At 66.5% G+C, this 26,584-nt stretch carries 26 protein-coding genes, 1 tRNA gene and 1 pseudogene; 17 read left to right on the top strand and 11 right to left on the bottom strand.

Annotated features, from left to right (window positions below):
• Positions 1–385 precede the first annotated feature (385 nt).
• The 5 genes and pseudogenes from ACFYTS_RS21530 (at position 386) to ACFYTS_RS21510 (ending at position 5,114) form a co-directional block, all read left to right on the top strand.
• The gene (locus tag ACFYTS_RS21530) at positions 386–1,645 is read left to right on the top strand and encodes a lipase family protein (RefSeq protein WP_357278351.1); all 1,260 of its coding nucleotides are present in this window, start codon (positions 386–388) and stop codon (positions 1,643–1,645) included.
• A 239-nt stretch (positions 1,646–1,884) separates the two neighbouring features.
• Positions 1,885–3,048 (top strand): alkane 1-monooxygenase, encoded by a 1,164-nt coding sequence (locus ACFYTS_RS21525; RefSeq protein WP_357278350.1) that lies wholly within the window; start codon positions 1,885–1,887, stop codon positions 3,046–3,048.
• A 30-nt stretch (positions 3,049–3,078) separates the two neighbouring features.
• A pseudogene (locus ACFYTS_RS21520) lies at positions 3,079–3,243 on the top strand (STAS domain-containing protein); the annotation flags it as partial.
• 20 nt (positions 3,244–3,263) lie between these two features.
• Positions 3,264–3,394, top strand: a tRNA-Val gene (locus tag ACFYTS_RS21515).
• A gap of 478 nt (positions 3,395–3,872) precedes the next feature.
• Positions 3,873–5,114, top strand: coding sequence for a lipase family protein (locus ACFYTS_RS21510; RefSeq protein WP_387306652.1), 1,242 nt, complete (start codon positions 3,873–3,875; stop codon positions 5,112–5,114).
• Positions 5,115–5,578: 464 nt separating this feature from the next.
• On the opposite strand, the gene ACFYTS_RS21505 is transcribed toward ACFYTS_RS21510, so the two are convergent.
• Entirely contained in the window at positions 5,579–5,722 is a 144-nt protein-coding gene (locus tag ACFYTS_RS21505) for a hypothetical protein (protein ID WP_387306650.1), read from the bottom strand.
• Positions 5,723–6,083: 361 nt separating this feature from the next.
• Positions 6,084–6,506 (bottom strand): VOC family protein, encoded by a 423-nt coding sequence (locus ACFYTS_RS21500; protein ID WP_387306648.1) that lies wholly within the window; start codon positions 6,504–6,506, stop codon positions 6,084–6,086.
• Positions 6,507–6,810: 304 nt separating this feature from the next.
• Between ACFYTS_RS21500 and ACFYTS_RS21495 the strand changes: the two genes are divergently transcribed.
• The 4 genes from ACFYTS_RS21495 (at position 6,811) to ACFYTS_RS21480 (ending at position 11,018) form a co-directional block, all read left to right on the top strand.
• Complete coding sequence (locus tag ACFYTS_RS21495) at positions 6,811–7,650, top strand: SH3-like domain-containing protein (protein ID WP_387306646.1); 840 nt, start codon at positions 6,811–6,813, stop codon at positions 7,648–7,650.
• Positions 7,647–8,360, top strand: a complete 714-nt coding sequence (gene scnC, locus ACFYTS_RS21490; RefSeq protein WP_357278302.1) for a thiocyanate hydrolase subunit gamma — start codon at positions 7,647–7,649, stop codon at positions 8,358–8,360. Before ACFYTS_RS21495 ends, scnC begins: the two co-directional genes overlap by 4 nt.
• Positions 8,361–8,437: 77 nt before the next feature.
• Positions 8,438–8,719 (top strand): thiocyanate hydrolase, encoded by a 282-nt coding sequence (locus tag ACFYTS_RS21485; RefSeq protein WP_387306892.1) that lies wholly within the window; start codon positions 8,438–8,440, stop codon positions 8,717–8,719.
• Positions 8,720–8,978: 259 nt separating this feature from the next.
• Positions 8,979–11,018: a M3 family metallopeptidase gene (locus ACFYTS_RS21480; RefSeq protein WP_387306644.1), complete on the top strand. Its 2,040-nt coding sequence runs from the start codon at positions 8,979–8,981 to the stop codon at positions 11,016–11,018.
• Between the two features lie 15 nt (positions 11,019–11,033).
• Here ACFYTS_RS21480 and ACFYTS_RS21475 read toward each other — a convergent pair whose 3' ends face one another.
• The 3 genes from ACFYTS_RS21475 to ACFYTS_RS21465 form a co-directional block, all read right to left on the bottom strand.
• A complete protein-coding gene (locus tag ACFYTS_RS21475; protein ID WP_387306642.1) occupies positions 11,034–12,587 on the bottom strand; it encodes an acyl-CoA carboxylase subunit beta in 1,554 nt (517 codons plus the stop codon).
• Between the two features lie 107 nt (positions 12,588–12,694).
• Positions 12,695–13,267, bottom strand: a complete 573-nt coding sequence (locus ACFYTS_RS21470; RefSeq protein ID WP_387306640.1) for a cutinase family protein — start codon at positions 13,265–13,267, stop codon at positions 12,695–12,697.
• A gap of 470 nt (positions 13,268–13,737) precedes the next feature.
• Positions 13,738–14,499: a GTP-binding protein gene (locus tag ACFYTS_RS21465; RefSeq protein ID WP_387306638.1), complete on the bottom strand. Its 762-nt coding sequence runs from the start codon at positions 14,497–14,499 to the stop codon at positions 13,738–13,740.
• 130 nt (positions 14,500–14,629) lie between these two features.
• Between ACFYTS_RS21465 and ACFYTS_RS21460 the strand changes: the two genes are divergently transcribed.
• From ACFYTS_RS21460 to ACFYTS_RS21445, 4 genes are all read left to right on the top strand, one after another.
• On the top strand, positions 14,630–15,052 hold the full coding sequence (locus ACFYTS_RS21460; protein WP_387306890.1) for a Zn-ribbon domain-containing OB-fold protein: 423 nt from the start codon (positions 14,630–14,632) through the stop codon (positions 15,050–15,052).
• Positions 15,045–16,244: a lipid-transfer protein gene (locus tag ACFYTS_RS21455; protein WP_357278287.1), complete on the top strand. Its 1,200-nt coding sequence runs from the start codon at positions 15,045–15,047 to the stop codon at positions 16,242–16,244. The genes ACFYTS_RS21460 and ACFYTS_RS21455 overlap by 8 nt, the downstream gene beginning before the upstream one ends.
• 352 nt (positions 16,245–16,596) lie before the next feature.
• Positions 16,597–16,863: a hypothetical protein gene (locus ACFYTS_RS21450; RefSeq protein WP_357278285.1), complete on the top strand. Its 267-nt coding sequence runs from the start codon at positions 16,597–16,599 to the stop codon at positions 16,861–16,863.
• 184 nt (positions 16,864–17,047) lie between these two features.
• Positions 17,048–18,511: a glyceraldehyde-3-phosphate dehydrogenase gene (locus tag ACFYTS_RS21445; protein ID WP_387306635.1), complete on the top strand. Its 1,464-nt coding sequence runs from the start codon at positions 17,048–17,050 to the stop codon at positions 18,509–18,511.
• 61 nt (positions 18,512–18,572) lie between these two features.
• Here ACFYTS_RS21445 and ACFYTS_RS21440 read toward each other — a convergent pair whose 3' ends face one another.
• The 3 genes from ACFYTS_RS21440 to ACFYTS_RS21430 all read right to left on the bottom strand — a co-directional run bounded on the left by ACFYTS_RS21440 (position 18,573) and on the right by ACFYTS_RS21430 (position 20,881).
• Positions 18,573–19,310 (bottom strand): hypothetical protein, encoded by a 738-nt coding sequence (locus ACFYTS_RS21440; RefSeq protein WP_357278280.1) that lies wholly within the window; start codon positions 19,308–19,310, stop codon positions 18,573–18,575.
• Positions 19,311–19,464: 154 nt separating this feature from the next.
• The gene (locus ACFYTS_RS21435; RefSeq protein ID WP_387306633.1) at positions 19,465–20,205 is read right to left on the bottom strand and encodes a hypothetical protein; all 741 of its coding nucleotides are present in this window, start codon (positions 20,203–20,205) and stop codon (positions 19,465–19,467) included.
• A gap of 79 nt (positions 20,206–20,284) precedes the next feature.
• Positions 20,285–20,881, bottom strand: a complete 597-nt coding sequence (locus ACFYTS_RS21430; RefSeq protein WP_387306631.1) for a maleylpyruvate isomerase family mycothiol-dependent enzyme — start codon at positions 20,879–20,881, stop codon at positions 20,285–20,287.
• 44 nt (positions 20,882–20,925) lie between these two features.
• Here ACFYTS_RS21430 and ACFYTS_RS21425 point away from each other — a divergent pair, with 44 nt between their 5' ends.
• Positions 20,926–21,849, top strand: a complete 924-nt coding sequence (locus tag ACFYTS_RS21425; RefSeq protein WP_387306629.1) for a MerR family transcriptional regulator — start codon at positions 20,926–20,928, stop codon at positions 21,847–21,849.
• Positions 21,850–21,878: 29 nt separating this feature from the next.
• Here the strand turns inward: ACFYTS_RS21425 and ACFYTS_RS21420 are convergent, their stop codons facing one another.
• Positions 21,879–22,808, bottom strand: coding sequence for a cutinase family protein (locus ACFYTS_RS21420; RefSeq protein WP_387306888.1), 930 nt, complete (start codon positions 22,806–22,808; stop codon positions 21,879–21,881).
• Between the two features lie 406 nt (positions 22,809–23,214).
• On the opposite strand from ACFYTS_RS21420, the gene ACFYTS_RS21415 reads away from it, so the two are divergent.
• Positions 23,215–24,009: a helix-turn-helix domain-containing protein gene (locus tag ACFYTS_RS21415; RefSeq protein ID WP_387306627.1), complete on the top strand. Its 795-nt coding sequence runs from the start codon at positions 23,215–23,217 to the stop codon at positions 24,007–24,009.
• On the opposite strand, the gene ACFYTS_RS21410 is transcribed toward ACFYTS_RS21415, so the two are convergent.
• Complete coding sequence (locus ACFYTS_RS21410; RefSeq protein ID WP_357278265.1) at positions 24,002–24,487, bottom strand: nitroreductase family deazaflavin-dependent oxidoreductase; 486 nt, start codon at positions 24,485–24,487, stop codon at positions 24,002–24,004. The genes ACFYTS_RS21415 and ACFYTS_RS21410 overlap by 8 nt on opposite strands.
• Positions 24,488–24,543: 56 nt before the next feature.
• Here ACFYTS_RS21410 and ACFYTS_RS21405 point away from each other — a divergent pair, with 56 nt between their 5' ends.
• Positions 24,544–25,134 carry a TetR/AcrR family transcriptional regulator gene (locus ACFYTS_RS21405; RefSeq protein WP_387306625.1) on the top strand — a complete coding sequence of 197 codons (591 nt, stop codon included), beginning with the start codon at positions 24,544–24,546 and terminating at the stop codon, positions 25,132–25,134.
• Positions 25,135–25,520: 386 nt separating this feature from the next.
• Here ACFYTS_RS21405 and ACFYTS_RS21400 read toward each other — a convergent pair whose 3' ends face one another.
• The gene (locus ACFYTS_RS21400) at positions 25,521–26,252 is read right to left on the bottom strand and encodes a hypothetical protein (RefSeq protein ID WP_357278261.1); all 732 of its coding nucleotides are present in this window, start codon (positions 26,250–26,252) and stop codon (positions 25,521–25,523) included.
• An 80-nt stretch (positions 26,253–26,332) separates the two neighbouring features.
• On the opposite strand from ACFYTS_RS21400, the gene ACFYTS_RS21395 reads away from it, so the two are divergent.
• Positions 26,333–26,545: a hypothetical protein gene (locus tag ACFYTS_RS21395; protein WP_387306623.1), complete on the top strand. Its 213-nt coding sequence runs from the start codon at positions 26,333–26,335 to the stop codon at positions 26,543–26,545.
• Positions 26,546–26,584 lie beyond the last annotated feature (39 nt).

Genomic DNA, 26,584 nt, shown 5'->3' with positions numbered 1-26,584 from the left:
TCACGGCCTCGGTCCTCATCGATTCACCGATAGGGATGACGCGCCGCTCGAAGTCCTTGGGAGGCTTCGGCCGTCGGCCGGCCCTGTCCCATGCCCACTCGACACCGTGCGCTCGGCGCCTGCCGACATCGTGGTCTTTCGCGGACATCGTCCGACACCTGCACCGCCGGCGGCCCCGCAGCGATACGCAGTCGAATCGCCGTAGATGGTTGAGAATTCGGCGTTTCTTCCGCTAGTTCACAAGGATTCGATAAACCGGCGTATAGCCTTTATAGCCTCAACACCCGATTCGATGCCCTGGTCCCTCACATCGCAGGAAGGATCGGAAGAGAAATTGCGGAGCCGACTGTTTGGACTGGCAGCAGCTTTGACAGGAACTCTCATCATGATCGGAGGGGGTGCCGCGAACACGGCGCTACTCGCCAGGGCAGAACCCGTCGCAGCAGGGGACGACTTCTACCTGCCGCCACCGCTGCCGCCCGTACCGGGAGCCATCGTGCGCGCGGAACCGGCGCAGGTGGCTCTCTCCGCGCCGGGAATGCCGGGCGTCGTTCCGGCCGCTGCGACGCGGCTGATGTACGTCAGCAGCGATACCCACGATGCGCCGACGGCGGTCGTGGGCACCTACCTGCAGCCGACTGTGCCGTGGACCGGCCCAGGCGAGCGCCCGTTGATCGCGTATGCGGGAGGTACGAAGGGCCAGGGCGACCAATGCGCGCCGTCGAAACTGATGACGCAGATCGTGCAATACCAGCCTCCGGCCGACATCACATTCGAATACGACCTGCTGGCGATCACGTCCCTGCTCATCCGCGGAATGGCGGTGGTGGTCACCGACTATCACGGGCTCGGTACCCCTGACGTGCACGACTACCTCAATCGCAAGGCACAGGCCTACGCCCTGCTGGATGCGGCGCGCGCCGCGGTGCAATTACCCGGCAGCGGCCTCAACCCCGGTACGCCGGTCGCTCTCTACGGATACTCCCAGGGCGGGATGGCCTCTGCGGGAGCGGCCGAGCTGCAGTCGAGCTACGCGCCGGAGCTGAATGTCCGCGGTGCCTACGTAGGCGGTCCGGTGGTCGATGACGAGTACTTCATCGGGTACAACGACGGACGATCCTTGATGGCACCTGCCACCGCGTGGATCCTCAACGGCATTGCCGCCGACTATCCCGAAACCCGCCCGATCCTCGACGCCGAGCTGAATGACACCGGTAAGGCGATCCTGTACGAATCTCTGGGCAAATGCGCTGTCCCGATCGGCTTGGCCCAGGCACATCCGAGCACCTCCGAATGGACTACCAGCGGCGATCCGATCACCGTGGTCATCGATCGGAACCCCGCGCTGCAATCGGCCTTCGCCGAACAGCGCCTCGGCACGCTTTCCCCGTCGGTACCGGTCCTCACCGCCTCGGCCTTGAACGACGAAGGGGCGCCGTACGCGCCGGTGCGGGCGATGGCGGCGGCGTGGTGTGGTAACGGAGTGCCTGTCCAGCTCGACGCCAACGCCGAGATCCCCTCCGTCTCCGGCATGGTGGGAACGCATGTGATGGCCTTTTTCCCGGCGCTGGCAGTCTCACAGCAGTGGGTGACCGATCGGCTCGCCGGCGTGCCCGCCCCGAACAACTGCTGGGCGCTGCCCTGAACCTGTGACGTTCGGGCCACGATGCCCGGTAGCTGCGATTCGGTGCTCTTGCCGATCCGGCTACCGGGCATCACGCGTTCGAGCACAAGGTTGATTTGCCCGGTCAGTCCGTATTTTTGGCAGTTCCAGCAGAATTCGCGGTGGAAACCGCTAGCCTGGATCAAGGTTTGGGCCCAAACGATTTCGACCGCACACACTTTCGACCCAAGTGCTGTTCCGTTGGATCAGAAGGCACACACATGTCAATTTTTCAGGATTCGAGGGCGCGCGACCCCAAGCGGTACCTATGGATTCTGGGGCTGATCGCTCCGTCGTGCGCTGTGGTTCCGTCGCAATTGGTAGCCCGCACCGGGCTCCCCATATTCTGGTGGATCGGTCCGGTTTTCGTGCTGGGCCTGATCCCACTGCTGGATCTCTCGGTCGGCGATGACGGGAGCAATCCACGCGACGAGGACTACCAGTCGTTGTCCGAGGACCGGTATTACCGGTGGTGTACGTTTCTTTTTCTGCCGCTGCAGTTCACCGGGCTGTTCGTGGCAGGATATTTGTGGGCAAGTCCCGAGCTAAGCGTAGCCGACAAGCTCGGATTGGCTGTGACGCTCGGGTTCGTGTCGGGGATCGGCATCAATGCCGCCCATGAACTGGGGCACCGGGCCGAACACCTGGAGCGCTGGCTCGCGAAAGTTGCACTGGCACAATCGTGTTATGGGCACTTCTTCGTCGAACACAATCGCGGCCATCACGTGCGCGTGGCGACGCCCGAAGATCCGGCCAGTGCCCGCTTCGGCGAGTCCCTGTGGGGATTCCTGCCACGCAGCGCGATGGGTGGCTTCCGCTCCGCCCTGAACCTGGAGCGGGAACGACTGCACCGCAAACGAAAACGTTGGCTCAGCCTAGACAATCAGCTCTTGCAGGCCTGGATGATGTCCGTTGCCCTGTGGGGCACTCTGATCCTCATGTTCGGCCCCGGCTTGATTCCGTATCTCGTAGTGCAGGCAATGCTGGGCGCCGGCCTGTTGGAAACCGTCAACTACATCGAGCACTACGGACTGCTGCGCCCGCGCCGCGCCAACGGCAAGTACGAACGGTGCTCCCCCCGCGACAGCTGGAACAGTGATCGCCTCGTCACGAACATCTTGCTGTTCCACCTCCAGCGCCACAGCGACCATCACGCCAACCCAGGCCGCCGCTACCAAACCCTGCGCAGCTCCGAACAGGCACCACAACTCCCGGCCGGATACGCCACCATGATCCTGCTCGCCGTCGTTCCTCCACTCTGGCGCGCAGTCATGGACCACCGCGTCCTCGAGCACTACGGCGGCGACCAGTCCCTCATGAACACCAAACCAGAAGCCGCACGCCGCTTCCCACTCCCTGCGCTCTGGTATGCCGGCCACCGTTGACTCGGGACCCGGTAAGACCCCAACCCTGCTCTGCTGACCACCTCGATCACGACCACCCTCGACGACATCCACGTCTGCACCGTCAGCGGCGAGATCGATGTCCGGGCCGCCCCGATGTTGCGGAAGGCGCTGTTCGACAGCATCGCCATCGGAGAAACGACCGTCGTCGACCTGACCGCGGTGACATTCTTCGGCGTGGCCGGCATCTGCGCCCCGGGCGGTGGCGGGGTGGTCGCGCGACAGTCCCGTCAGGGGCAACCCTGGCGGCACTGTGGGCGGACACCCGCCGCACCGCCGCACTGGTTTTACATACCAGCGGTCGGGGGTTCGATCCCCTCTGCGCCCAGCACCGAGTTCGTGGCGTCTCCGCCGACCATGATGAGGGTTCCAGTCAAGGCTGCGGCCAATCCAAGCAGTCCTTTTCCGATCCTTCCTGTGATTGTGAGGGACCCAGGGCATCTCGAATCGGGTGTCCAGGCTATACGCAGGGTTGACGGCTTTTGTGAATCAGTGGATGAAACGCCGAACTCACGTCGGCCCACCGCGTGTCGTTATGGGATTGCCCCTCGTGTCGGCATTGCCAATTCGGGGATGTCTATGAATGACCTGTGCGCCCTACGAGATTAGGGGTCCTCGGGTTGCGCAGGCGCGAGGGCTCGTTGATCGGGTGGCCGGCGTCGGGCAGGCGAGCAGGTGAATCCCGGTCTCGGGGAGGACTGTTGGCTGATCAATGACACAAACGCGTATTTTGATGTGTTGCTGGAAGTTGGCCTATATAGTCGCGTCAGAACTCGGACTGGCTTGTCGAACGACGTGAACTATTCATGGAGGTCAGACACGTGCTTGCTCGGTTTCCTTTTTTCCTCCGCAGCGGGTCGGCGAAAGTTGTGGCTGCGCTGGGTGGTGTGGTTCTCGGATTGTCGATGACGACGACGGCTGCGGCGGATCCGATATATCCGATCCCCGATCCGGATCCGTTCTACGCCGCGCCGGCGGATCTGGCGGCACATCGGCCCGGTGATGTGCTCCGCACGCAGAAACTGCCGCCGGTGGCCGTATTTCCCGGCGCCACCGTTACTCTGGTGCAATTCCGATCCACCAACTCCCAGGATGAGCCGATCGCGGCTACCACCACGGTCCTCACTCCGATCGGTCACCAGCCCGACGCGCCGTTGATGTCGTATCAGCACTTTATCAATGCGCTCGGCACCCGTTGCGCGGTGTCGCATATGTTGTACTCCGACGATCCGAATCTCTTGGTGACGGCGTCGATTCTGAATGCGGTACTGGCGCAGGGCTGGAGCATCGCGCTGCCGGATCATCTCGGTCCGTACTTCGCATTCGGCGCGTCGCGTCTGGGTGGCCGGATCGTTCTGGACGGCGTCCGAGCGGTGAAACAGGTCCCGGAACTCGCTTCCCCGCAGAGTCCGATTACGTTGGCCGGCTACTCCGGCGGCGGCATGGCCACCGGGGCGGCGGCGGCGCTCCAACCGTCGTACGCGCCGGAGCTGAAACTCGCGGGCGCGGCCATCGGCGGTGCCCCGATGAACCTGGAGACGATGGTCGAGGCGTTGGGCTACGACCCGCACCCGGCCTTCGGGCTGGCCATGGCGGCGGCGATCGGACTCGAGCGCGAATATCCGAGCCAACTGCCGATCAGCTCCTACCTCAACCAGCGTGGCTTGGCGATCCGCGATGCCATGGCCAATGACTGCACCAATCAGATCCTCGCCGAGGGCGTCGGCGAGGGCGCGGGGGCATTGATGACCGATGCCTCGAGCTTCAACGTCCGTGAAGGCCGGGAGGTGCTGAGGGAGAACAGCTTGGAACTCTTCGGCGAAGTGCCGCAAACACCGGTGTTCGAATGGCATTCACCTGGCGACCCGCTGATTCCGGTCCAAGCGATCGACAACACCAACCACCGGTGGTGTGCGGCCGGCGTTCCGGTGCAGACGCTGCACGTTCCCGCGCCCGAGCATCTGTCGGGAGCGGTGATGGGTGCCCCTGAGGTCCTGGCGTGGCTCAACGGCCGGGTTCGCGGCGAGCCGGCACCCAGTAACTGTTGACGGGTTGCCGTGACTTCACGGCCGGCGTTCTCAGACGGTCCGGGCGGCCTGGCAGGTCGCCCGGACCGGGCCGAGCAGACGGGATCGGGCGGCTCCGGCTTCCCGCCCCGGCGGGGGTCCGCCGAGCTCGACGCTCTGACCTGGATAAATGTGCCCTCGGCAGGATTCGAACCTGCACACCCGCTTTAGGAGAGCATCTGCCCCCGTTTGTCGGGATGGCCTGATGCCGGCCTAGTTTGGGGCCGGTCTCGATGAGGTGCAATAGAGTCCACGCGAGACCGTAACGATCGTCCGGCCCGAAGCGCTGGGCCAGTCGGCGGCTTCCTCGCCGGTTACCGGACGGATTATCGCTTCGAGCTGGGCTTGGCGGTACGAAAGCTCCTCTTCCCCCGCATCCCAATCGGGCAGTGGGCCCGACGTCTGCCCGGATGGTTACCGATCCGGCACACACCCGGGCGCGTGCCTTACCGGTCGACGGTCTCTTCGATGATGTTGGTGCCCAATTCTTCGGTGAACAGCGGGTCCCGGTTGGCTGCCGCACCGAGGATGAGAACGTCGAAGTCTCTGTTCTCGTAGTCGAATCCGGAGAAGAACAGAACTTGCAGCAAGACACCCCGCGGCGCGACACGGAGCGAACAGCACCTCAACACCCTGACCGCCCCACCGGGCCAGAGCAGGTACGCCAAGGACGGCGCGGGCACCAACGCCGCCGGAATCCCCTACTCCCCAATGCGATTCCCGCGCCTGCCCAGCGGCTCCGCCTCGGGCAGCGGTTAGTCACGGGCATCAGGAGTCTCGGTCGAATTAGCCGGAAAGCCAACGAAGTTCGATAGATGACCTGATCAGGGCTGTATCCGCAGCCCTGATCGGCATGTGAATCCCAGACCCTCGCAGCCGATGCCAGTCGGCAGCGGACGGCAGCGGGACCCGGGCGGAGAGAATGCGCGGGTCCCGTTGTCCTCGAACGGATCAGCCCTGCGGCTGGGAGAAGCGCAGGTGGTTGCCCCAGGGGTCGGCGAAACCGCAGTCGCGCATGCCGTACGGCTGGTCGATCAGCGGCTGCTCGACCGGGACGCCCGCGGCTTCGAGGCGCTTGAAGGTCGCGTCCACGTCCTCGGTGACGAAGATCAGGGTGCCCATGGCGCGGCTTTCCAGGCGGGCGCGATTGGCTTGGACGGCAGCCTCGTTCGGGTTCATGGTGGGGGTTTCGAGCAGGAACTCGATGCCGGGCTGGATGGCCGGGCCGACGGTGAGCCAGCGGACGTCGCCGAAGAACGGCATGTCCTGGCGTACCTCGAGGCCGATCACGTCGCGGTAGAACTCCAGGGCTTGCTGCTGATCGCCGACCAGTACGGCGACGTGGGTGAGTACGAGATCTTTTCCGGTGGTCATGGCTGTCCTTCTTCCTCGCGGTAACCGGGGGTCGTGGGTGCAGACGGGGCCGCACGAAGAAAGTAATCGGTGCGGCCGACAGGGTCTCCGACCCGAAGCGCGGCCGGTGCCGGCGGAGGTCCGTGAGACCTAGGGGCCGCAGCGAGCGCGGTATGCGGGGAGCGGGCCGCGTAGGATGATGTGCCTAGGTCCAGGTCGGAAGCGCACCTGGGTCTTCGTGTCTCAGCTCTGACCTCCTTCTACACCTGATGTGGTGCGGCCCGGATCTGCCTTGGTTTGCTATCCGCCGAGGAAGGGAGCCGTGATGAGCACTGCAGCGGAACGGGCAGCCCAGCTGGATTTGGTCGCTCGACTCAAATCTTCGTATTCCGAAATTCCGGACGCGCCGACTCCCGATCTCCTGGATCACGAGCACTTGGCGGCCTATATGAAGACGGTGCATGACGTCGGCGGTGAGCCGGATGCGCCGATGAAGTATGAGAACAAGCAGTACGAGGTGTGGGAGCACAACACCTATGTGATGTGCGAGGTGCTCGCTTGGCGCGGGATCTGGCTGTCGGAGGAGCGGCGCCGGATGGGCAATGTCGACGTCGGTCGCGCGATCTACTTGGGGATTCCGTATTACGCTCGCTGGCTGCTGGCCGTGGCGCGCGTCCTGGTCGAGAAGCACCACATCGGCCTCACCGAGTTGAGCGAGCGGATGGTCGAGGTCCAGGACCGCTACGCGGGTGGTCTCAACGGCAGGCCCATCGAGGCTCGCCCCAAGTTCGAAGGGGACGGTTCAGGGGTCGAACGGAACCGGCATCACATCGAGGCGGTTGGCAGGGGCGATCCGCAGGTGTTCGCCGGGCGTGCCGGTGAACCGAAGTTCCGCGTCGGCGATACCGTGATGGTGCGCGAACTGCCGGCACTGTTCTACACCCGGACACCGGAGTACGTCCGCGGCGCCACAGGTGAAATCGCCTCTGTCGCTTATGAAAGCCCGGCCGCCGAGGATGAAACCTGGGACCGGCCCGACGCGAAACCGGAGTGGTTCTACGTCGTTCGGTTCAATCTCTCCGAATTGTGGTACGGCTACACCGGAACGAGCACCGACACCCTGCAAACCGAGCTGCCCGAGCGTTGGCTGAAAGGGATCGAATGACCGGCCATGATCACGACCATGACCATGACCATGCGCGCACGGTCGCGCCGATGGTCGACGAGATAACCGACTTCGAAGTCCTGGAGATCGCACTACGCGAACTGTGCATCGAGAAAGGCATCTTCACGGCCGAGGAGCACCGCCGCTTCACTGAATTCGCCGAGCAGATCGGGCCCACCCCGGCCGCGCACCTGGTGGCCCGGGCGTGGCTCGACCCCGAATTCAAAGCGCTCGCTCTCGCCGAACCCATGACCGCCAGCCGCGAAGTCGGCGTCGACTGGCTGGAACCCACCGGCTTCGGAACACCCAGCGATTTCACCGCATTCGAGATCCTCGAGGACACGCCGACCCTGCACAACGTGATCGTCTGCGCCTTGTGCTCGTGCTATCCGCGGCCGATCCTCGGCAATTCCCCCGAGTGGTATCGCACGCCCAACTACCGGCGGCGCCTGGTCCGCTGGCCGCGCCAAGTGCTGTCGGAATTCGGTCTCGAACTGCCCGAGGGTGTTTCGGTGCGAGTGCAGGACTCCAACCAGAAGCACCGGTTCATGGTGATGCCCATGCGGCCGGAGGGAACCAACGGCTGGGACGAAGACCAGCTCGCCGACATCGTCACGCGCGACTGCTTGATCGGTGTCGCGCTGCCGAAGGTGGGCGTGACGAGCAACGTCATCACCGACACGCGTCCGGCCATCCATCCGGTCGACTGAAGGAGCGGGCAATCGTGAGCACGGAAGAAATCTCGTCGCTGCGGAGCATTGTGGAACGAAACCAGGTCTGGCCGCGGATGGCGGCGAAATACGGGGTCAGCAACCCGGTGCCGCCCTGGAAGACCAGCCTGGACGGTATGTGCGACGCCTTGGACAATGCGGCCTGCGCGGCGAATATCCCTGATTTCAAGGAGCGCCGCGACGAAGAGGACTCATTGTCGTCGACCATCTACGCCGACCTGCCCTACCCGGAAAACCAGCTCGTCGCCTTGGCGCACTCGCTGGTGGTCCGCGGCGTCATCGACGAATCCGAACTCCAGGAACGCCTCGCCACCATCCGAGCCAGACTGGAAGCCTGACCACGGAGGGTGAGCTGAGGATGTGACAACCCCATTCGGTTGGTCGGACGACTGCGGCGCTTCGTCGAGCCTGATCTCGACGTCGTCGGCGAGATCTGTCGGGCGATTCCGCCGAATGGGGGTGACGGTGTTGCCAAGTACTTGCTGATATCGATAGTGGGGTGTCGGGGCCGGGGAGGAATCCGTAGTTTCCGGTATTTCTGCTGGTCGACTACTTACGGATGGGCGGTGGGGGTGGGGAGTACGTAGGGTGGCGCGTATGTCGAGGAATCCCTTCTTTGAGCGCAGTGTGCTGCCGTATGAGCTTCCGGAGTTCGCGGAGATCGGGGACGAGCATTATCTGCCCGCGTTCGAGCGGGGAATGGCGGAGCAGCTGGCCGAGGTCGCGGGGATCACGGCGGGGGAGGGGGCGGTGACCTTCGCGAATACCGTTGAGGCGCTGGAGCTCTCGGGGCAGTTGCTGGGGCAGGTGTCGCGGGTGTTCTTCAATGTGGCGTCGTCGGATTCGACGGAGCGGACCGAGTCGATCGAGGCCGAGGTGTCGCCTCGGCTGGCGGCGCACGAGGACTCGATTCTGCTGGACGGGAAGCTCTTCCAGCGGATCGAGGGACTGTACGAGCGGCGGGAGGAGCTCGGTCTGGATGCGGAGCAGGTGCGGCTGCTGGAGCGATATCGGCTGCGGTTCGTGCGGGCGGGGGCGCGGCTGGACGCGGGGCAGCAGGCCCGGTTGCGGGAGTTGAATGCCGAACTCGCGTCGGCGTCGACGCTGTTCAAGAAGAACAATCTGGCCAACACCAACGCCGCGGTGCTGATTCTGGATCGCGCGGAACAGGTGGAGGGGCTCGCGGACGCGGCGGTGGCGGCCGCGGCCGAGAACGCGGCGGCGCTCGGGCACGCGGGGGCGTGGGCGTTGAGTTTGCAGAACGTGTCGAACCAGCCGGTGCTGGCCGAGCTGGCAGACCGCGACGTGCGGGAACGCATGATGGCGGCGTCACTGGGGCGCGGTTTCGGCGACGGGGGTAATGCCGAGCTGGCGGTGCGGATGGCGGCGTTGCGGGCCGAGCGGGCAGCGCTACTGGGGTACTCCGATCATGCGGCGTACGTGGTCGAGGATCAGACCGCGAAGACGGTGGACGCGGTGGAAGAGATGCTGGCGCAGCTCGTTCCGCCCGCGGTGGCCAATGCCGAGCGGGAACAGGGCGAACTCACCGCGGCCATGCGCGCGGCGGGCGACGACGAGGAGCTTCGCTCCTGGGATTGGCAGTTCTGGTCGGAAAGGATTCGCGCGGAACAATTCTCGGTCGACGCCGAGGCGCTGCGTCCCTATTTCGAGCTCGAACGTGTGCTGTGGGACGGCGTCTTCTTCGCGGCCGGTGAGGTGTACGGCGTCACCTTCCAGGAGCGCCCGGATCTGATCGGCTATCACCCCGAAGTCCGGGTGTTCGAGGTCTTCGACGCCGACGGCTCCGGGCTGGGTTTGTTCCTCGGCGACTTCTTCGCTCGCCCGTCCAAGCGGGGCGGCGCGTGGATGAACAGCCTGGTCGGTCAGTCGACCCTGCTGGGCACGCGCCCGGTCGTCGTCAACAACCTCAATATCGTGAAGCCGCCGGAGGGCGAACCGGCCCTGCTCACCTGGGACAATGTGCGCACCCTGTTCCACGAGTTCGGTCACGCGCTGCACGGGCTGTTCTCGAGTGTGCGGTACCCGTTCTTCTCCGGGACGGCGGTGCCCCGCGATTTCGTCGAGTTCCCGTCGCAGGTGAACGAGATGTGGATGTCGCGCCCGGAGGTGCTGGCCAACTACGCCAAGCATGTCGAGACCGGGGAGCCGATGCCCGCCGAGCTGGTCGAGCGCATGCTCGAGGCGGGCCAGTTCGGTGAAGGCTTCCGGACGGTCGAATACCTGGCGGCCGCGCTGCTGGACTGGGCCTGGCATCGCCTGCCCGCCGGGGCCACCGACGGCGTCGACGCCGAAGCCTTCGAGGCCGAAGCCCTCGGCAAGGCGGGCGTCGCCCTGCCCGCGATCCCGCCGCGCTACCGCACCGCCTACTTCTCGCACATCTTCGCGGGTGGTTACGGCGCCGGCTACTACTCCTACATCTGGAGCGAGGTGCTCGACGCCGACACCGTCACCTGGTTCGAGGACGAGGCCGCGTCCATCCGCGACAAGGGTGAGGCGTTCCGCCGGGAACTGCTCTCCCGCGGCGGCGCGGTCGACCCGATGGCGGCCTTCGAATCGTTCCGAGGCCGCCCGCCGATCATCGAACCCCTGCTGACCCGGCGAGGACTGACCGCCTGACCGGGCCGCCTCGGCTCACATCGGGTAGATGGCGTGCTTGCGCGGGTTGAATTCCGGCTTCACCCTCGGCTTGTCGCGTAGCAGCCGGAGGGCGTGGCGGATTTCCAGGCGGGTCCGGGACGGTTCGATCACCGCGTCGATGTAGCCGCGTTCGGCGGCGATCCACGGCGTGGCGATCGTCTCGTTGTACTGGTTGACCATGAATTCGCGGGCGGCGGCGCGGTGTTCCTCCGGCATCGCCGCCAACTGGCGTTTGCCGAGCAGGTCGACCGCGCTGTCGGCGCCGATCACCGCGATGCGGGCGGTCGGCCACGCGAGGCTGATATCCGCGCCGACCTGCCGGGCCGCCATCATGCCGTAGGCGCCGCCGTAGGACTTGCGCACCACCAGGTTGATGATCGGGACGGTGGCCTCGATGATCGCCCGGGGCGTGCGACCGCCGCGGATGATCACGCCGGCCGCCTCCTCCGCGAGACCCGGCAGCACGCCCGGGGTGTCGGCGACGAACACCAGCGGGATGTTGAACGCGTCGCACAGCCGGATGAAGTAGGTCGACTTGTCCGAGCAGGCCGCGTCGATCGAACCGCCCAGCGCCAGAGGCTGATTGGCGATCACACCGACCGGATAGCCGTCGACGCGGGCGAATCCGGTGATGAGATTCGGCGCGAATGCCGCACGGATTTCATGGAATTCGCCGTCGTCGAAGAGGCGCAGCAGAATCTCGTGCATGTCGTAACCGGCGCGATCGGAATCCGGGATGATCGTGTCGAGTTCCAGGTCGTGCGCCGTAATCTCCGGCTCCAGGCCGGGATTCACGATCGGCGGCTGCTCGAGGCAGCTGGTCGGCATATAGCTCAGGTAGTCGCGGGCCCATCGGTAGGCCTCGTCCTCGGTGTCGGCGACGTGGTGCAGGGTGCCGCGTTTGGCCTGCACTTCCGCGCCGCCGAGTTCTTCGGCGCTCACGTCCTCGCCATTGACGGCTTTGATCACGTCCGGCCCGGTGACGAACATGTAGGAATCCTTGGTGCCGATGAGCACGTCGGTATTGATGGGCCCGTACACCGAACCGGCGGCGCATTTCCCCAGAATGATCGACACCTGTGGCACATAGCCGGACAGCTTCTCCAGCACCCGGGAGATATCGCCGAACGAGGCGATGGAACCCACCGCGTCCTGGATGCGCGCACCGCCGGAATCGTTGATCGTCACCACCGGGCACGCGGTGTCGAACGCGAATTGCAATGCCCGCATGAACTTCTGCGCCGACGTCACCCCGACCGACCCGCCGTACACGGTCTGATCATGCGAGATCACCACCACCGGGCGGCCCCCGATCAGGCCGCGACCGGTCACCAGCCCGTCACCGTACAGTGCGTCCGCTTGACCCGGCTGGCGAGCCAGCGCCCCGGTCTCGATGAACGTCCCGGGATCGAGCAGCATGTGCACCCGCTGCCGAACGCTCGGAATTCCCTTCTTCTCCCGTTTGACGATCCCGGCTTCCCCCGCCGGTTCCGCCGCGATCTCCAGGATCTTGGCCAGTTCATCGAGCTTCGCCCGCGTACCGATCACTTAGTGCCACCTTCTGAGCCGAACCGTTGTGCGCCAGCGAGGTTAATCGGTATCGCCCCGAAACGGGGGCCCACCTTTTCCTCGGCACGGCCGTCGGAGCCCGTCGGCTACCGGTACCAGACTCCGGAATCCCAGTCGCCGTAGTCGTGGACGTCGAAGTCGTAGCGGATGTGGGCGCCCGCGGCGTAACCCTGCCAATCGGCCGAGGTGTCGCAGATCGGGTCGTCGTGGTTGCAGACGCTGAGAACCGGGACGCTCCCGAACCAATCGTCCACGCCGGAGAGGGGGTAGCCGACGAGCGAATTGCCGGGCGTCGCGGACACCCCGCCTTCGCCGGGACCAGGGGCACGCTTGGGGTCGGCCAGGAGAATGGCGTTCGTGTTGGCGGCGTTCGGGTGCGCCGTAATCCACGCGTGCAATATGGCCGCGCCCTGACTGTGTCCAATCAAGCGAATATGGTCGCCCGGGCATTCTGCACGGTGCGACCAGAAGAGCCGGTCGACTTCGTCGAGCGCCGCTGCCAAGGCGGCGGAACTGTAGGTGATGACCCGGTCGGTATAGGGGGCGAATGCCGACTGGACACTGTCGCCACCACCGATTCCGATCGTCCAGGTCCCGGTACAGCTGTCCGCGCCAGCCTGGGGAATCATCGCGGGGGCGATGGGGAAGAGGATGGTCATCAGCAGTCCGGCGAGGAGCGCCGTTGCTCTACGCATAGTCGTACTTCCTCGTACACGGCGAATCCGACTTCAGCTTACGCAAAAATGATCCGACCGGTGCCGTGGCTCGACCAGGGTGCGGCTCGGGCAGCGGATGGGTCGGTCCGGGCGGCAATGCCGGCACCCGCGGACCCGGAATGCCGGGCGAGGCCCCTCGTATATCATTCCTTCCGCCTTGACCGAGCGAGGCTGCCCGGTGCAAAGTGACTCGAGGGCAACATAATTGAGTGCCAATAGCGTGAACTTCTTGAAATTGGAGTGGAATTGGCAGAAGCGTTCGTGTCGAATACCAGGACCGGATGGCTCGAACCGATCGCGGCATCGACCGAACGATTCATCGCGACGGTAGGTCGGCTCACCGTGAGAACACCGATCTGGTGGCCGATGGCGCCGACACGGTTCCGGTGGCGCCGGTCTGGATCTGACCCGGATCAGTAATCGAGCGCGTGCTCCGGTTGGCAGACGTCGAGCGGGGAGGGAAGGTAGCGCACGATCGCGTCGAGGAGGGGGGCGGTGTCGTTGCTTCGGGGGGCGGCGCTGCACAGGATGGGGACCACGTCGCCGAGGCGGGTGAGGGAGCGGATGCGGTGGTGCAGGTGGTCGAGGGTGAGTTCGGCGGGGGTCGAGTTCTCGGTGTCCTCGGTGAGGGTGCGGATCAGGGCGCGGTAGCCGTGTTCGGCGGACTTCCAATGGGGGCCGTAGATTTCGGCGGCCAGGGGTTCCAGGGCCCAGAGGGGGAGGAGGTCGATGACGCCTTCGAAGGTGGGGCCGGCGCCCAGCGGGAGTTGCAGGGGCAGCGGGATGGCGCCGCGGGTGTCGGCGATGGTGCGGAGGCAGCGGGGGAAGTTGGCGGCGGCGTGGTCGAGGGAGGTGACGAGGCAGAGGCGCGCGACCTGGTGGTCGTCGGCGATCTGGAGGATCGTCTCCAGGCGGGGCGCGTTGGTTTCGGCGGCGTTTACGACCGCGATGACGCTGTCGGCGACGCGGATGGCGCGTTGCAGGATCGGGATGGGGGCGTGGCTGGAGACCTCGGACAGGCGGATCGTGTGATCGGCTCGGTCGGCGGACCAGCGCAGCTCGGGGCCGGGGTGGGCGGAGCCGTGCAGGCGGTGCAGCAGTCGGGTGGTGTCGGCGGGGTCGCCGATGAGCGTCACGTTGCGGATCGACTGCGGGTCAATAGCTTTGGTGGCCATCGCGGTGGGTTACTCCTCAATCCGAGGGTTCACCGTACCTCCGGGGGTGGATCGCGCGTGGGGAATTCGCCCCCAAAGTAGAACGTGTTCCTATACCGTCGGGCTTGTGCAGAAAGAACAACGCCCCGCCGTGGCCGACTGGTTCACTGCGGATGACGGTGTGGCGCGGCTGCGCGGCAGCCGCTGCAAGGAGTGCGGCACACCGTATTTCCCGAAGAACACCCTCGCCTGCCGGAACCCCTGGTGCGCGGGCCCGAAAGACGGCTCCGAGCTGGAGGACTACCTGTTCTCCACCCGTGGCCGGATCTGGTCGTACGCGGATGCCCGGTACAAGCCGCCCGCCCCGTACGTCTCGGGTGACCCGTTCGAACCGTACGTGATCGCGGCGGTTGAGCTCGAGGTCGAGAAGATGGTCATTCTCGGACAGGTGGTGCGCGGGTTCACCGTCGACGACCTGGCCGTGGGCATGCCCGTCGAACTCGCCATCGGCACCCTGTACGAGGACGACGAGGCGGAGCACACGGTGTGGAAGTGGAGGCCGGTCAATGACTGACACGAATCGCGATATCGCCGTCCTCGGCGCGGGCATGCACCCGTGGGGCAAATGGGGACGCAACTTCGTCGAATACGGACTGGTCGCCGCCCGCGCCGCGCTCGCCGACGCCGGAATCAAGCACGAGGACGTCGGCTACATCGCCGGCGCGGACACCATCCGCAACGGCTACCCGGGCTTCGTCGCCGGCGCGACCTTCGCCCAGGCGCTGGGCTGGTCCGGTGCGCGCATCTCGAGCAGCTACGCCGCGTGCGCCTCCGGTGCGCAGGCCATCGCCAACGCGCGCGCCCAGATCCTGGCCGGGCTCACCGATGTGGCGCTGGTGATCGGCGCCGACACCACCCCGAAGGGCTTCTTCCAGCCGGTCGGTGGCGAACGCCGCGACGACCCGGACTGGCTGCGCTTCCACCTGCTCGGCGCGACCAACCCGATCTACTTCGCGCTGTACGCCCGCCGCCGCATGGCCTTGCACGGCGCCACGCTCGACGACTTCGCCGCGGTCAAGGTGAAGAACGCCCGCCATGGCCTGAACAACCCGTACGCGCGCTACCGCAAGGAGGTGTCGGTCGAGGAGATCGCCGCCTCGGCCATCGTCTCGGATCCGCTGCGGCTGCTGGACATCTGCGCCACCAGTGACGGCGGCGCGGCCCTGGTCCTCACCTCGATGGACTACGCGCGCAAGCACGGCATCGCCGACCCGGTCCGGATCAGCGCCCTGTCGACGGTCACCCCGGTCTTCCCGAAGACCGTGCTCGACCTGCCGGACTTCGCGACCGACTCGGCCCTGGCCGTCGAGCCGCCGCCGCACACCTTCCGGTCCTCCCTCGCGCACGCCGCGTACGAGGAGGCCGGTATCGGCCCCGAGGACCTGTCGATGGCCGAGGTCTACGACCTGTCCACCGCCCTGGAGCTGGACTGGTACGAGGACATCGGCCTGTGCGAGGTCGGTGGCGCGGAGGCGCTGCTGCGCAGCGGCGCAACCACATTGGGTGGTCGCGTCCCGGTCAACCCCTCCGGCGGTCTGGCCTGCTTCGGCGAGGCCATCCCCGCCCAGGCCATCGCGCAGATCTGCGAGCTCACCTGGCAGCTGCGCGGGCAGGCCGACGGCCGTCAGGTGGAGAACGCCCGCGCCGGCATCGCGGTGAACCAGGGCCTGTTCGGCCACGGTTCGGCGACCATCGTGACGCGCTGAGGACCCTCGTGACGCGCTGAGTTCGAGTCCACTCCGAAAAAACCCGGGCCCAGGCCCGGGTTTTTTTCGTGCCCGGGGTCGTAGTGCCGGTTGCCGGTTGCCATCGGCAAAGATCCCGCGTCAGGTTTTCATACCGACAACCCTTCGGTTCACGGAAATCGTGTCGCCCCAGTGCTTCCCGGCGATTTATTCGCTAATCGGGACTATTCACAACCGCGGTCCGGGATCGACTGTGGCTGGGATACCAAACGGTCCAAAACACTCATGTGAATTAGCGATATTTCATATGCTCTGGCCCGCGGAGTGGGACGACCGCGTCCCGCTCCGACAACCTGGATAAGAGGGACAGTTTATGAAACGAACGATTCTTGTGGGCATCGCGTCGGCGGCGCTGCTCGGGGCCGGCATCGGAACGGCTGCGGCGGACGGGATTCCGCTGACCCCGGCCGCCCCCGTGGACCTGCCCGTCACGTCCGGTTCGGCCTCGGAGCTCGGCAACGCGGTGGGCACCGGGTCGGTGGGCCTGACCGCGCTGGGCGCGAGCCTGGGCAGCGCGTTCGGCGGTGGGTACGCGGACGGTGTCCTCAGCACCCTCTCGGCGGGCATCTCCTCGCACTAGCGTCGGAGTCGCGACGGCGGTCGCAGGGCGGTTCTGGCCCCGCGACCGCCGTCGTGCGTCACGGCGACCGTTCCCCTCGTGAGGGCGACGTGGATCTCACATGCGGGTAGCCGAGGATTGTGCGACTTCGGGGCTGGATAGAGTCGACAGCACGTGCAGATCGAGGAAACCCCGAGGACTTGTGTTGACTACCGACCATCTTGACCGCTGGAACGCTCACGAGGCTGCGGCGGAGGCGATGATTCCGATCATCGGCAGCTTGTATCGGGACAAGGGGGTGACGATTCTGCTGCACAGCCGGTCACTGGTGAACAAGTCGGTGATCAGCATCCTGCGGACCCACCGGTTCGCGCGGCAGATCGAGGGCGAGGAACTGTCGATCGACGAGACGCTGCCCTTCCTGGAGGCGCTGCGCTCGCTCGACCTGGGCCCCAGCAAGATCGACCTGGGTCGTCTGGTGATGGCCTACCGCGCCGACGAGCGCGGCCTGTCGGTCCCCGAGTTCACCGCCGACGTGCTCGCCGAGGTGACCGACGGCAACAAGGCCGAGGCGCAGGGCCCGCGCGATGTCGTGCTGTACGGCTTCGGCCGCATCGGCCGCCTGGTGTCGCGCCTGCTCATCGAGAAGGTCGGCTCCGGCAACGGCCTGGTCCTGCGGGCCGTCGTGGTCCGCAAGGGCGGCGAGGACGACCTGGTCAAGCGCGCGTCGCTGCTGCGCCGCGACTCGGTGCACGGCCAGTTCAACGGCACCATCAAGGTCGATGCCGAGAACAACACGATCATCGCCAACGGCAACGCCATCAAGTTCATCTACAGCAACGACCCGACCTCGATCGACTACACCGAGTACGGGATCGACAACGCGATCCTGATCGACAACACCGGCAAGTGGCGTGACCGCGCGGGCCTGGAACAGCACCTGCGCCCGGGCATCTCGAAGGTCGTGCTGACCGCGCCCGGCAAGGGCGACGTCCCGAACATCGTGCACGGCGTCAACCACCGTGAGCTGGACCTGTCGCAGACCATCTACTCCTGCGCGTCCTGCACCACCAACGCGATCGTCCCGCCGCTGAAGGCGATGGAGGACGAGTTCGGCATCGTGCGCGGTCACGTGGAGACGGTGCACTCGTTCACCAATGACCAGAACCTGCTGGACAACTACCACAGCTCCGACCGTCGCGGCCGTTCCGCGCCGTTCAACCTGGTGCTGACCGAGACCGGCGCGCAGTCCGCGGTCAAGAAGGCCATGCCGGACTTCTCGGCCAAGATCACCGGCAGCTCGATTCGCGTTCCCACCCCGGATGTCTCGGTGGCGATTCTGAACCTGCAACTCGAGCGCGCGACCTCCAAGGACGAGGTGCTCGAGTACTTGCGCGAGATGTCGCTGTCGGGTCCGTTGAGCCGCAACCTCGATTTCACCGCGGCCACCGATGTGGTCTCGAGTGACTTCATCGGCTCGCGCGCCGCGTCGATCGTGGACGCCAACGCCACCATCGTGGACGGCGACACCGCGATCCTCTACCTCTGGTACGACAACGAGTTCGGCTACTCGTGCCAGGTCGTGCGGACCGTGCAGTACATCTCGGGCATCGAGTACCCGACCTACCCGCGCGTGGGCGCGGAGAGTGTCGCGGTCGCGGCGGGCTAGTCCCCGGATGTGACGAAGGGCCCCGGCGGTGTGACCGCCGGGGCCCTTCGCTGGGTGTCGACTAGCTGACCGGTGTGACCGGCTGCCAGCACACCACGCGGGCGGGCTGCGGGGTCACGGTCGCGCCGGCCGGGATGGCGCACTGGTTGGTGTCGGTGGTGCCGTCGAAGCGGCCGCCGATCTGGACGGTGATGGCGGTGCCGTTCTTGGCCGCGCAGTCGATGGGCGCGATCTGGTTGACGTCGGGCTGCATGCTGTAGCAGCTGCCCACCTTGACGTTGGGGGCGAAGCACAGCGAGCTATTGCCATTGGTGAGCACGAAGTAGCCCGCGTCGCGCAGCTTGCCGTCGGGGCAGGTGGCGCCGTTCTTCACCGAGGCGGCCAGTTCGTAGACCGCGGAGTTGTCCTCGCAGGCGGTCGGCTTGATCTTGCCGATCTGGGCGCCGCGGTAGTCGGTGGCGGTGACGCAGTTGCCCACGGCCAGTTCGGGATCCTTGGCCGAGATGGTGCCGGACTTGGTGAGGCCCGCGACGAGGCCGAGCGCCAGGACCAGGATGCCGGCGACGGCGACGATGGTGCCCGTGTGCTTGGGCAGGCCGGATGACGCGGTCTTGGCGGGGAGGCCGCCCTCTTCCGCTGCGACGGGGGTCGTCTTCGACCGGTTGCGCAGTACGAGCCCCACGATCAGCAGGACCACGCCGGCCGCTGGGATCAGGAGGCTGCCGGCGGAGAAGCCGGAGGAGTCGGCCGAATCTCCGGCCGCAAGGATCGCGGTCGACCCGATTTGCCCAATGAACACGTGTTTCAACCCTTCCGGTCCGGTGACGGACTCGGCAGGAAAGTACCTCGAGTGGGGTACCGGCCGGGCTGTTTTTAAATGAACTTGTTTCCGATTTTTTCGGAGTGTGCTCACTGCTGTGCGGGACCACCGAGGTGATCCCGCACGTCCCCGGTCAGTGGCAGTCGTGCTTGAACGACAGCCGCTCCGACCAGCGCTGCGAGGTCGGATCGTAGGCCTGGATGTAGGAGTCGTCGCCGCCCGTGCAGGGCCCGTGGAAGCCCGACTTCGGATCCCACATCGGGGTCTGATAGCCGAACGAGGCGCCCGCGTAGCCGTTGTGCGGCCCGGCCTTCACCGTGTACGTGGCCAGCCGCGTGCCGTTGTTCCGATTCACGATCAGCGTGACCGTCCCATTGTCGAAGTGATCACCGTTGATCTTGAACTGCGCTCCGGCATCGGAGACCGAGGTGCACACGTCGCCGTCGCATTTGTTGCCCGCGGTGTAGGTGGTCAGCCAGATGTGCAGCGACGCCTTGCGGGCGGCCGCCGCGGCATTGTCGTCCTTGGCCTGCTGCCGCACGGCGGGGGTGACGCAGACGACGTCACCGGTGTAGGCCTCCCTCCAGACATACCCGTTCACACAGGTATTGGGCCCGTACGCGCCGCCGCCCGCCTTCCGGGACGCGGCCGCGGCATTGTCGGCCCGCGCCTGATCCCGGGTGCCGGGGCTGACGCACACGTGGTCGGCCGAGTTGGCCTCCCGCCACACGTAGCCTTCCTGACAGGTGTCGGGCCCGTAGTCGCCGCCCGCGTTGGCGACGGTGAGGCTGCCGAACAAACCGAAACTGGCGGAACCGACGATGGCCGCTGCGAGCGCGGCGCGGGCGGCGGTACGGGCGTGGGTGGCGATCATCGGTGCGGTTCCTTCGTTATCGGAGGGGGCGGATGCACCGAGAATGCGGGCCGCTACCAATGAACGACCAACGAGAAACTCATGGCCGCGAACGGCCGGTGGCCAGCAGCAGCAACTCGCCGATCGGAGCTCGCACCGGGAGGCCGCCGCCCGCAGCCCATTCGGTGTCGGTCGCGACGAGCCGTTGCCGGGCCAGGGTCTCGCGAATCCCGAAAGTCCCCGCCGCACAGATCCGATCGAGCGATACCCGTGCCGCGTCGATCGGGACGTCGCGCGGGATGCCGAGGGGGATGGTGATGTCCTGACCGTGCACGAGCAGATCCATGAGGCGGTCGGCGGGAGTGGAGCCGAGGGCGGTCGCCCGGGCGGGCACGGTGGCCCGCAGTTCGTCGAGCAGTTGCGTGGTGGTCGAGGTCGCCGCGTGGCGGATGGCGGTGTCGCGGATCATGGTGTGCAGGTTGCCGCCCGCGCGGACCAGGCCGATCAGGATGGCGGCGGTGCTCGGCTGAGCGGACAGGACCACGTGCGCGACCACGTCGCGGATTCGCCAATCCGCGCACAGGGATTGATGATTCCACTGGGCTTCCGACAGCGAGTCGAGCAGGTCGTGGAGGCTGATGCGTTCGGCGGCGACCGCCCGCCAGATCTGTTCGGTGGTCAGGGTGGGAGTTGTCATTCCCGTACCGTAGGAATTCCACCGGGGTGGAGGTTCAAGTGAACGTGATCCACGACACACGCGAGCGGCTGATCGGGATCGGCGAATTGGCGCGGCGATCGGGAGTGCCGGTCCGGACCATCCGGTTCTATTGCGACGAAGGGGTATTGGCGGCGCGGCGTAGTACCGGCGGGCATCGGATGTTCGAGCCCGTGAGTGCGCTCGAACGGTTGTTGCTGGTCCGGCGGTTGCGGGCGGTCGGGGTGGGACTCGCGGCGATCATCGAGGTGGTGGACGGGCGGCGCAGTGTCGAGGACGCGGTGCTCGGCGAGCGGCGGGTCGTCGAGGCGGAACTGGCCGCGCTGACGTGGCGGCAGGCGGCGCTGACGGCAGTGGCGGACGCGCCGCCGGGGGAGCGGGCGAGGCGGCTCGAATTGGTTGCGGTGGTGCGGGATCGGGGACGCGCCACGGACACGGTGGTGCGGTTCTGGCGTCGGGTCCTGGAGCCGTTGACACCGGAGATGTTCGACGCGTTCGTCGATATGAACGTCCCGGAGCCGATCGATCCCACCTCGGCGGAACTGCTGGCCTTCGCGGAATTGGTCAACGCGGTCGGGGATCCCGGCCTGTATCAGGCGGTTTCGCGGCAGCTGTGGCGGGCGGACCAGGAGCGCATCACGCATCGGCGGGCGCTGCTCGACGGTGTCGCGTGGGCGTGCGCGGCGGCCGGGCCGCAGGTGGTGGCGAACCGGCCGCCGGGCCCGGGACCGGAACTCGACCAGTTCGTCGACGTCCACGCCCGGGCGCGCGGCGAAAGCGACAGTCCCGGTTTCCGGCGGCGGCTACTGTCCGGCGCAATCGATTCCGACGAACTGGTCCTGCGCTACTGGAGCCTGACCGCGGAGGTGACGGGTGCCCTGACGACCGGCGCCGCGCAGCAATGGCTGCACGGCGCGTTGGAACGATCGGTGGGTGGTGGGCCGGAGTAGGTGGTCCGGCCCACCGGAACGGCCAGGGATCAGTGCGTTTCGCCCGCGGTCTCGGCCAGCCAGTTGCGCAGCCAGACGGTGGCGGTGGTGCCGTTGCTGTCGACGACGTACCGCGGATACGACTGGTGCACGCCCGAGTCCAGGAAGTCCTGGACCTGTTTGATCCACTGCTCGCCCGCCGGGTTGTCGCCCGGCGCGTTGATGATGGCGGTGCCGCCCTGGACCAGGGCCTCGGACAGGATGGACTGGAAGGTCAGCGCATAGCTGGGAATCTGAACCGGGTCCTGGGCGGTGAGCTGGGTGAGCAGCCCGGCCGAGCGGCCCGCCAGGTCGTCGGTGGGGACCGAGCAGTACAGGTCGCCCGCCGCGCAGAAGGTGCGGACCCGCGGGCTGAGCCAGCCGAAGCCGCCCGCCCGCGCGCCGCCCGCGCCGGTGCCGGCCACGTGGGGGCCGATCAGGGCGTCGGTGGGGGAGCGGCGCGGATCGGAGACCAGTCCGACGGCGGCCACCCGATCGGGCAGGACGACACCGAGGCCGGTGCCGATCTCGGAGGCCAGGTCGCCCGCCGCGTCCGCGCCCTGGCTGTAGCCGATCAGCGCGAAACGTGTTGCCGCGCACCGGGCGGCCATGGCGGAGATGAGCCCGCGGGCATTGCTCACGGCCTCGTGCTTGGAGCGGCCGTAGACCTCGCCGTCCCAGGGGAAGGCGGTGGCCGGATAGCTGACGTAGTCGGTGCGCACGGAGCCGGGCAGGCCGCGCGTGACTTGGGAGAGCATGCCCTGTTTCGGATCGTCGACAGAGGTTTCCCAGGTGCCGGGGACGGCGATCACATTGAGGTTGGGGCAATCCGCCGGCGTGGCCTGTGCGCCGGGTGCGCCGGTGGCCGTGAGGATTCCGGCCGCGGTCGCCACCGCCGCGAGCGCGCTGCTCGCCGTTCTGAAGGCTCGGGTTAATCGAATGGACAAAGTCCACACCCCTTGTTCGAATCGTTCGGACGATTTCTCCACCGCATGGTCGGTGCCGGGGGCGGCACGTCGAGCAGAACATACCAAAGGTGGGGGCCGGTCTCGAGACTGATTGCGCGGGAAACGCCGAGAACCGGACGGATGGGATAAATTGACACCTGTTCCCATTGTCCGGCGTGGCGGCGCGCGGGCGAAATCCAATTCCATTGTGCCGCGCCGATTTCGCCGAGGTTAATTCGCGGGCCGGTAGCCGATTCCTCATTGCTAGCAATCGACGCGCCGCCCGGCAGGTCGGACTCCAGGCCGATTATGTGGGAGTATTCCGTCCGGGAGAAGTTCTGGCAGTGGTCGCGGACGCTGAGCCGTCGATTCGCTACAGGGCAGGAGGGAACCGGCGGATATGAGTATCCGGGCAACGAATATCGGGGAACATCAGGGCATCACGCTGCCCACATTCGGTGATGTGTTGCGGCGGTTGCGCGACCAGCGCGGACTTTCCCGGGAGCGGCTGGCATTCTCGGCCGGGGTCAGCGCCAGTTATGTCACGCAGTTGGAGAAGGGTGGGAAAGCCAAGCCCACCCAGGCCGTGGTCGACGCGCTCGTCAGATGCATGAATCAGCGGAATCCGTTGTCGGACATCGAGCGTCGATATCTCTACGATTTGGCCGGGCTCACCGGCTCGGGATATCCGACGGTCGCGGAGTTGAAGAGATCGATCGGCGCCGACGCGCTGCGCGTCCTCGCCATGCACCGGCCCAAGCTGGCGGCGTTCTACGACACCCGCGGCAATGTGCTGGCCGGGAACATCGAATGGGCGCAGGCGTTTCCGGGACTGGCCGAGAACGGGAATCTGTACCGGTGGATGTTCGCCGATCCGGCGGCCCGGCAGGTGATGGCCGATTGGGAGGCCGACGCGCGGAAGTCGGTGAGCTGGCTGCGCGGGAGTGTCGGCTCGCTGACAGACCCCACCGTGTTCGGCGATCTCATGCGCGAGCTCGGCGAGTTCGCGGAGTTCCGGCGCTTCTGGTCCACCGGTGACGTCGGGTTCGCCCCGCCCGTGCGGACCATGCGGTTGCGTGATCGGGGCACGGGCGAGCTGAAGCTGTACCGGATCCAGGTGGGCATGCTGGAATCCGTGGCGCATCCCGGCCTGATCGTCGCCACGGTCGGGCTGCCCACCGGTTCGGCTAGTTGATCGGGGTCAGGATCACGACCGGGATCTCGCGCTCGGTCCACGCCTGGTAGGTGTCGAAGTCGGCGTAGGCCTCCACGAGTCGCGGCCAGAGCCGGGCGCGCTGATCGGCGTCGGCGGTGTGGGCGCGCACCGCGAACCGGTCGCGGCCGATCTGGATGTGGGTGTCCGGGTTCGCGCACAGATTGCGGTACCACTGCGGGTGCTTGGGCAGCCCGCCCTGTGAGGCCACCACGATGGTGTCCGCGCCGTCGCCGATGTACAGCAGCGGGACCGTGTAGACGGTGCCGGACTTGCGGCCGCGGTGCTCGAGCAGCAGCGTCGGCACCGGTTTGCGGAAGCCCGCGCCGATGCGCCATTTCCCGCCGATCCGGCCACCGGTGCGGCGGTAGATCCAGACCTGCGCGCGGCCGGTGTATTTGAAGATCTTGGGCAGGACCGGGGAGTCGAGTTGCGGGGGCCGCGGCGGGGTGGTGGTCATGGGCTTCCTTTCACGCCCCTCGACCATACAGTCAGCACCATGTGTATGGTCAAGGCGTGCGCACGCATGGATGGTCCGGATCAGCTCCCGCCGACGACGCGGAGGCGGTCGACCGCATCGTGGCCGCCGCCCGCCGCGCCATCGACCGCTCCGGCGACGAGTTCAGCATCGCGGAGGTGGCCCGCGACCTCGGCGTCACCCGGCAGACGGTGTACCGCTATTTCCCCAGCGCGGAAACGCTTTTGACGGCGACGGCCATCGCGCAGACGGAGCATTTCCTGGACGTGCTGGCCGAGCGGCTGATTGAGATTCGTGAACCGGCGACTGCGGTCGTGGAGGGCATCGCCTACACCCTGGAACGGCTGCCGGAGGAGAAATACCTCGGTCTGCTACTGCGTCCGGGGCGGGCCAGCGCCTTCTCGGCGGGCGTAACTTCCGATACCGCAAAGTCTTTCGGGCGTTCGCTGCTGGAACGCTTCTCGGTGGATTGGGTGGGCGCCGGGATCTCGGACAGTGATCTGGACGAACTCGTCGAGCACATGCTGCGCATCGTGCAGTCGTTCGTCATCGATCCGGGCTGCCCGCCGCGACGGGGCGCGGAGTTGCGCGACTATCTCTCGAAGTGGGTCGCGCCCGCACTGCTTTAGGGAAACCCCGGGGCCTAGCCTGCCCCGGGGTCTCGGTGGCCGCCCATTTGCGGCACGCCGACACGGTTGAGAACGGGTTGAGTCTGAAGTTAACGTGACGCTCTGCGATTGAGCTACAGCCCATTGGTGGCTGGGCCGGCAGGAGTTGAACCCGCAACCTTCACGCTGACAAGCCGTTCCTTCGATTCGGCGTTCGGCGGCGAATACTGAAACTGGAGCGATAGTGTGAGTTTGAAGGCGCGGTGCCTCTGCCGGTTGGGCTATCCCGCCGTGTATGGCGGGAGGAGGATTCGAACCTCCACTGGGCCGCTGTGCCTGTCACAGTTGAACTTCTGTTTCAGCTTGCGCTCCTTGCGCACTGCCGACTGTAGCCGCAGCCGCGCTACTCAGCCAAACAAATATCCGAAGACGTTCTCGCCCAGCTTGCGCTGGGTGACTTCGGCGTTGTTGGCCTCCTCGCGCGCGAATTTCACCGCGTGCTGGAGCTTTTCGACGCGCTCGGTCAGCTCGTTGACGCGCTTGGCGGGCAGCGCGCCGGAGAACCGGATGGTCCGCCAATAGCCGACCACCACATCCTCGTGATACACCTCGACCTGCGCCGGATGCTTGTCCGTCGCTTCGGCTTTCACGTGGTTGCGCGGAATCTTCTTGGTGCGCACCGTCTGTACCGGCTCGGTCGCGTAGCAGTCCGCGGCAGCGTCGTACTCCCACGACTCGGCGGCGTCCAGCACCGGCAGCTTGCGGACGAACGTGTGCAGGTCGACCAGCTGCTTCTCCAGGAACAGCAGGTAGGTGATGGGCGCGTTCTCGACCAGGGTGCGGCCGTCGACGACCACGTCGGCGGTGGCGGCGCAGTTCGCCCAGTCCTTGGTGGCCACCACATCGAACAGCTTGGTCAGGATTTCCGCCGTGGTGTGCAGGACTTCCTCGGATCTCACCTGGACGCGCGTCGATTCGGGCGGCAGCTGCTCGCCCTCCTCGTCCTTGGGACGGTAGGTGCGCGAAATGCCGCTCAGCAGAGGGTTTTTGGCCAGCTTGTGATGGGCCTCGGTGAGCTCGGAGAAGGTACGGGACTTGATCCCTTTCTCGACGGCGACAATCTGATTCAAACGTGTCATTCGGGCACTGTATCGGTGGATCGTTCTTGTCGGCCAGGCGTTTTCGGCCCGCGCATCGGTGGTGGTAGACGGTGTGGTCTGTGAGTCCGCTGCGACTTCGCGGTCGGGTACGGGTCCCGATCCTGCTCGCCTGCGCCCGGCGCCGGATCCGGATCGTCGAGTCCGGCCGCACCCGTGCCCGATGCGGTGGCGCGCGGGCGGCGGGGTACGCGGCTGCGCGGGCCCGCCGGGCCGCACGGCTCGCGGCCGCGCGCCCCGAAGCCGCGCTCAGCCCGGAATCGGGCGTGCGGTAGAAAAGGTATGGCGTCGTGGACGCATCCGCTGATGCCGCC

Source organism: Nocardia sp. NPDC004151 (assembly GCF_042874235.1).
Lineage (GTDB): Bacteria > Actinomycetota > Actinomycetes > Mycobacteriales > Mycobacteriaceae > Nocardia.
This window is presented reverse-complemented; position numbering and strand designations above follow the sequence as displayed.

What these genes read in the sequence shown, in the direction of transcription:
- ACFYTS_RS21450 (WP_357278285.1), top strand. Translation starts at nt 16,597, where the DNA reads ATGAAACGAACGATTCTTGTGGGCATCGCGTCGGCGGCGCTGCTCGGG.
- ACFYTS_RS21435 (WP_387306633.1), bottom strand. Translation starts at nt 20,205, where the DNA reads ATGATCGCCACCCACGCCCGTACCGCCGCCCGCGCCGCGCTCGCAGCG.
- ACFYTS_RS21500 (WP_387306648.1), bottom strand. Translation starts at nt 6,506, where the DNA reads ATGACCACCGGAAAAGATCTCGTACTCACCCACGTCGCCGTACTGGTC.
- ACFYTS_RS21400 (WP_357278261.1), bottom strand. Translation starts at nt 26,252, where the DNA reads ATGACACGTTTGAATCAGATTGTCGCCGTCGAGAAAGGGATCAAGTCC.
- ACFYTS_RS21410 (WP_357278265.1), bottom strand. Translation starts at nt 24,487, where the DNA reads ATGACCACCACCCCGCCGCGGCCCCCGCAACTCGACTCCCCGGTCCTG.
- ACFYTS_RS21455 (WP_357278287.1), top strand. Translation starts at nt 15,045, where the DNA reads ATGACTGACACGAATCGCGATATCGCCGTCCTCGGCGCGGGCATGCAC.
- ACFYTS_RS21480 (WP_387306644.1), top strand. Translation starts at nt 8,979, where the DNA reads ATGTCGAGGAATCCCTTCTTTGAGCGCAGTGTGCTGCCGTATGAGCTT.
- ACFYTS_RS21495 (WP_387306646.1), top strand. Translation starts at nt 6,811, where the DNA reads ATGAGCACTGCAGCGGAACGGGCAGCCCAGCTGGATTTGGTCGCTCGA.
- ACFYTS_RS21465 (WP_387306638.1), bottom strand. Translation starts at nt 14,499, where the DNA reads ATGGCCACCAAAGCTATTGACCCGCAGTCGATCCGCAACGTGACGCTC.
- ACFYTS_RS21510 (WP_387306652.1), top strand. Translation starts at nt 3,873, where the DNA reads ATGGAGGTCAGACACGTGCTTGCTCGGTTTCCTTTTTTCCTCCGCAGC.
- ACFYTS_RS21470 (WP_387306640.1), bottom strand. Translation starts at nt 13,267, where the DNA reads ATGACCATCCTCTTCCCCATCGCCCCCGCGATGATTCCCCAGGCTGGC.
- ACFYTS_RS21485 (WP_387306892.1), top strand. Translation starts at nt 8,438, where the DNA reads ATGGCGGCGAAATACGGGGTCAGCAACCCGGTGCCGCCCTGGAAGACC.
- ACFYTS_RS21430 (WP_387306631.1), bottom strand. Translation starts at nt 20,881, where the DNA reads ATGACAACTCCCACCCTGACCACCGAACAGATCTGGCGGGCGGTCGCC.
- ACFYTS_RS21415 (WP_387306627.1), top strand. Translation starts at nt 23,215, where the DNA reads ATGAGTATCCGGGCAACGAATATCGGGGAACATCAGGGCATCACGCTG.
- scnC (WP_357278302.1), top strand. Translation starts at nt 7,647, where the DNA reads ATGACCGGCCATGATCACGACCATGACCATGACCATGCGCGCACGGTC.
- ACFYTS_RS21530 (WP_357278351.1), top strand. Translation starts at nt 386, where the DNA reads ATGATCGGAGGGGGTGCCGCGAACACGGCGCTACTCGCCAGGGCAGAA.
- ACFYTS_RS21525 (WP_357278350.1), top strand. Translation starts at nt 1,885, where the DNA reads ATGTCAATTTTTCAGGATTCGAGGGCGCGCGACCCCAAGCGGTACCTA.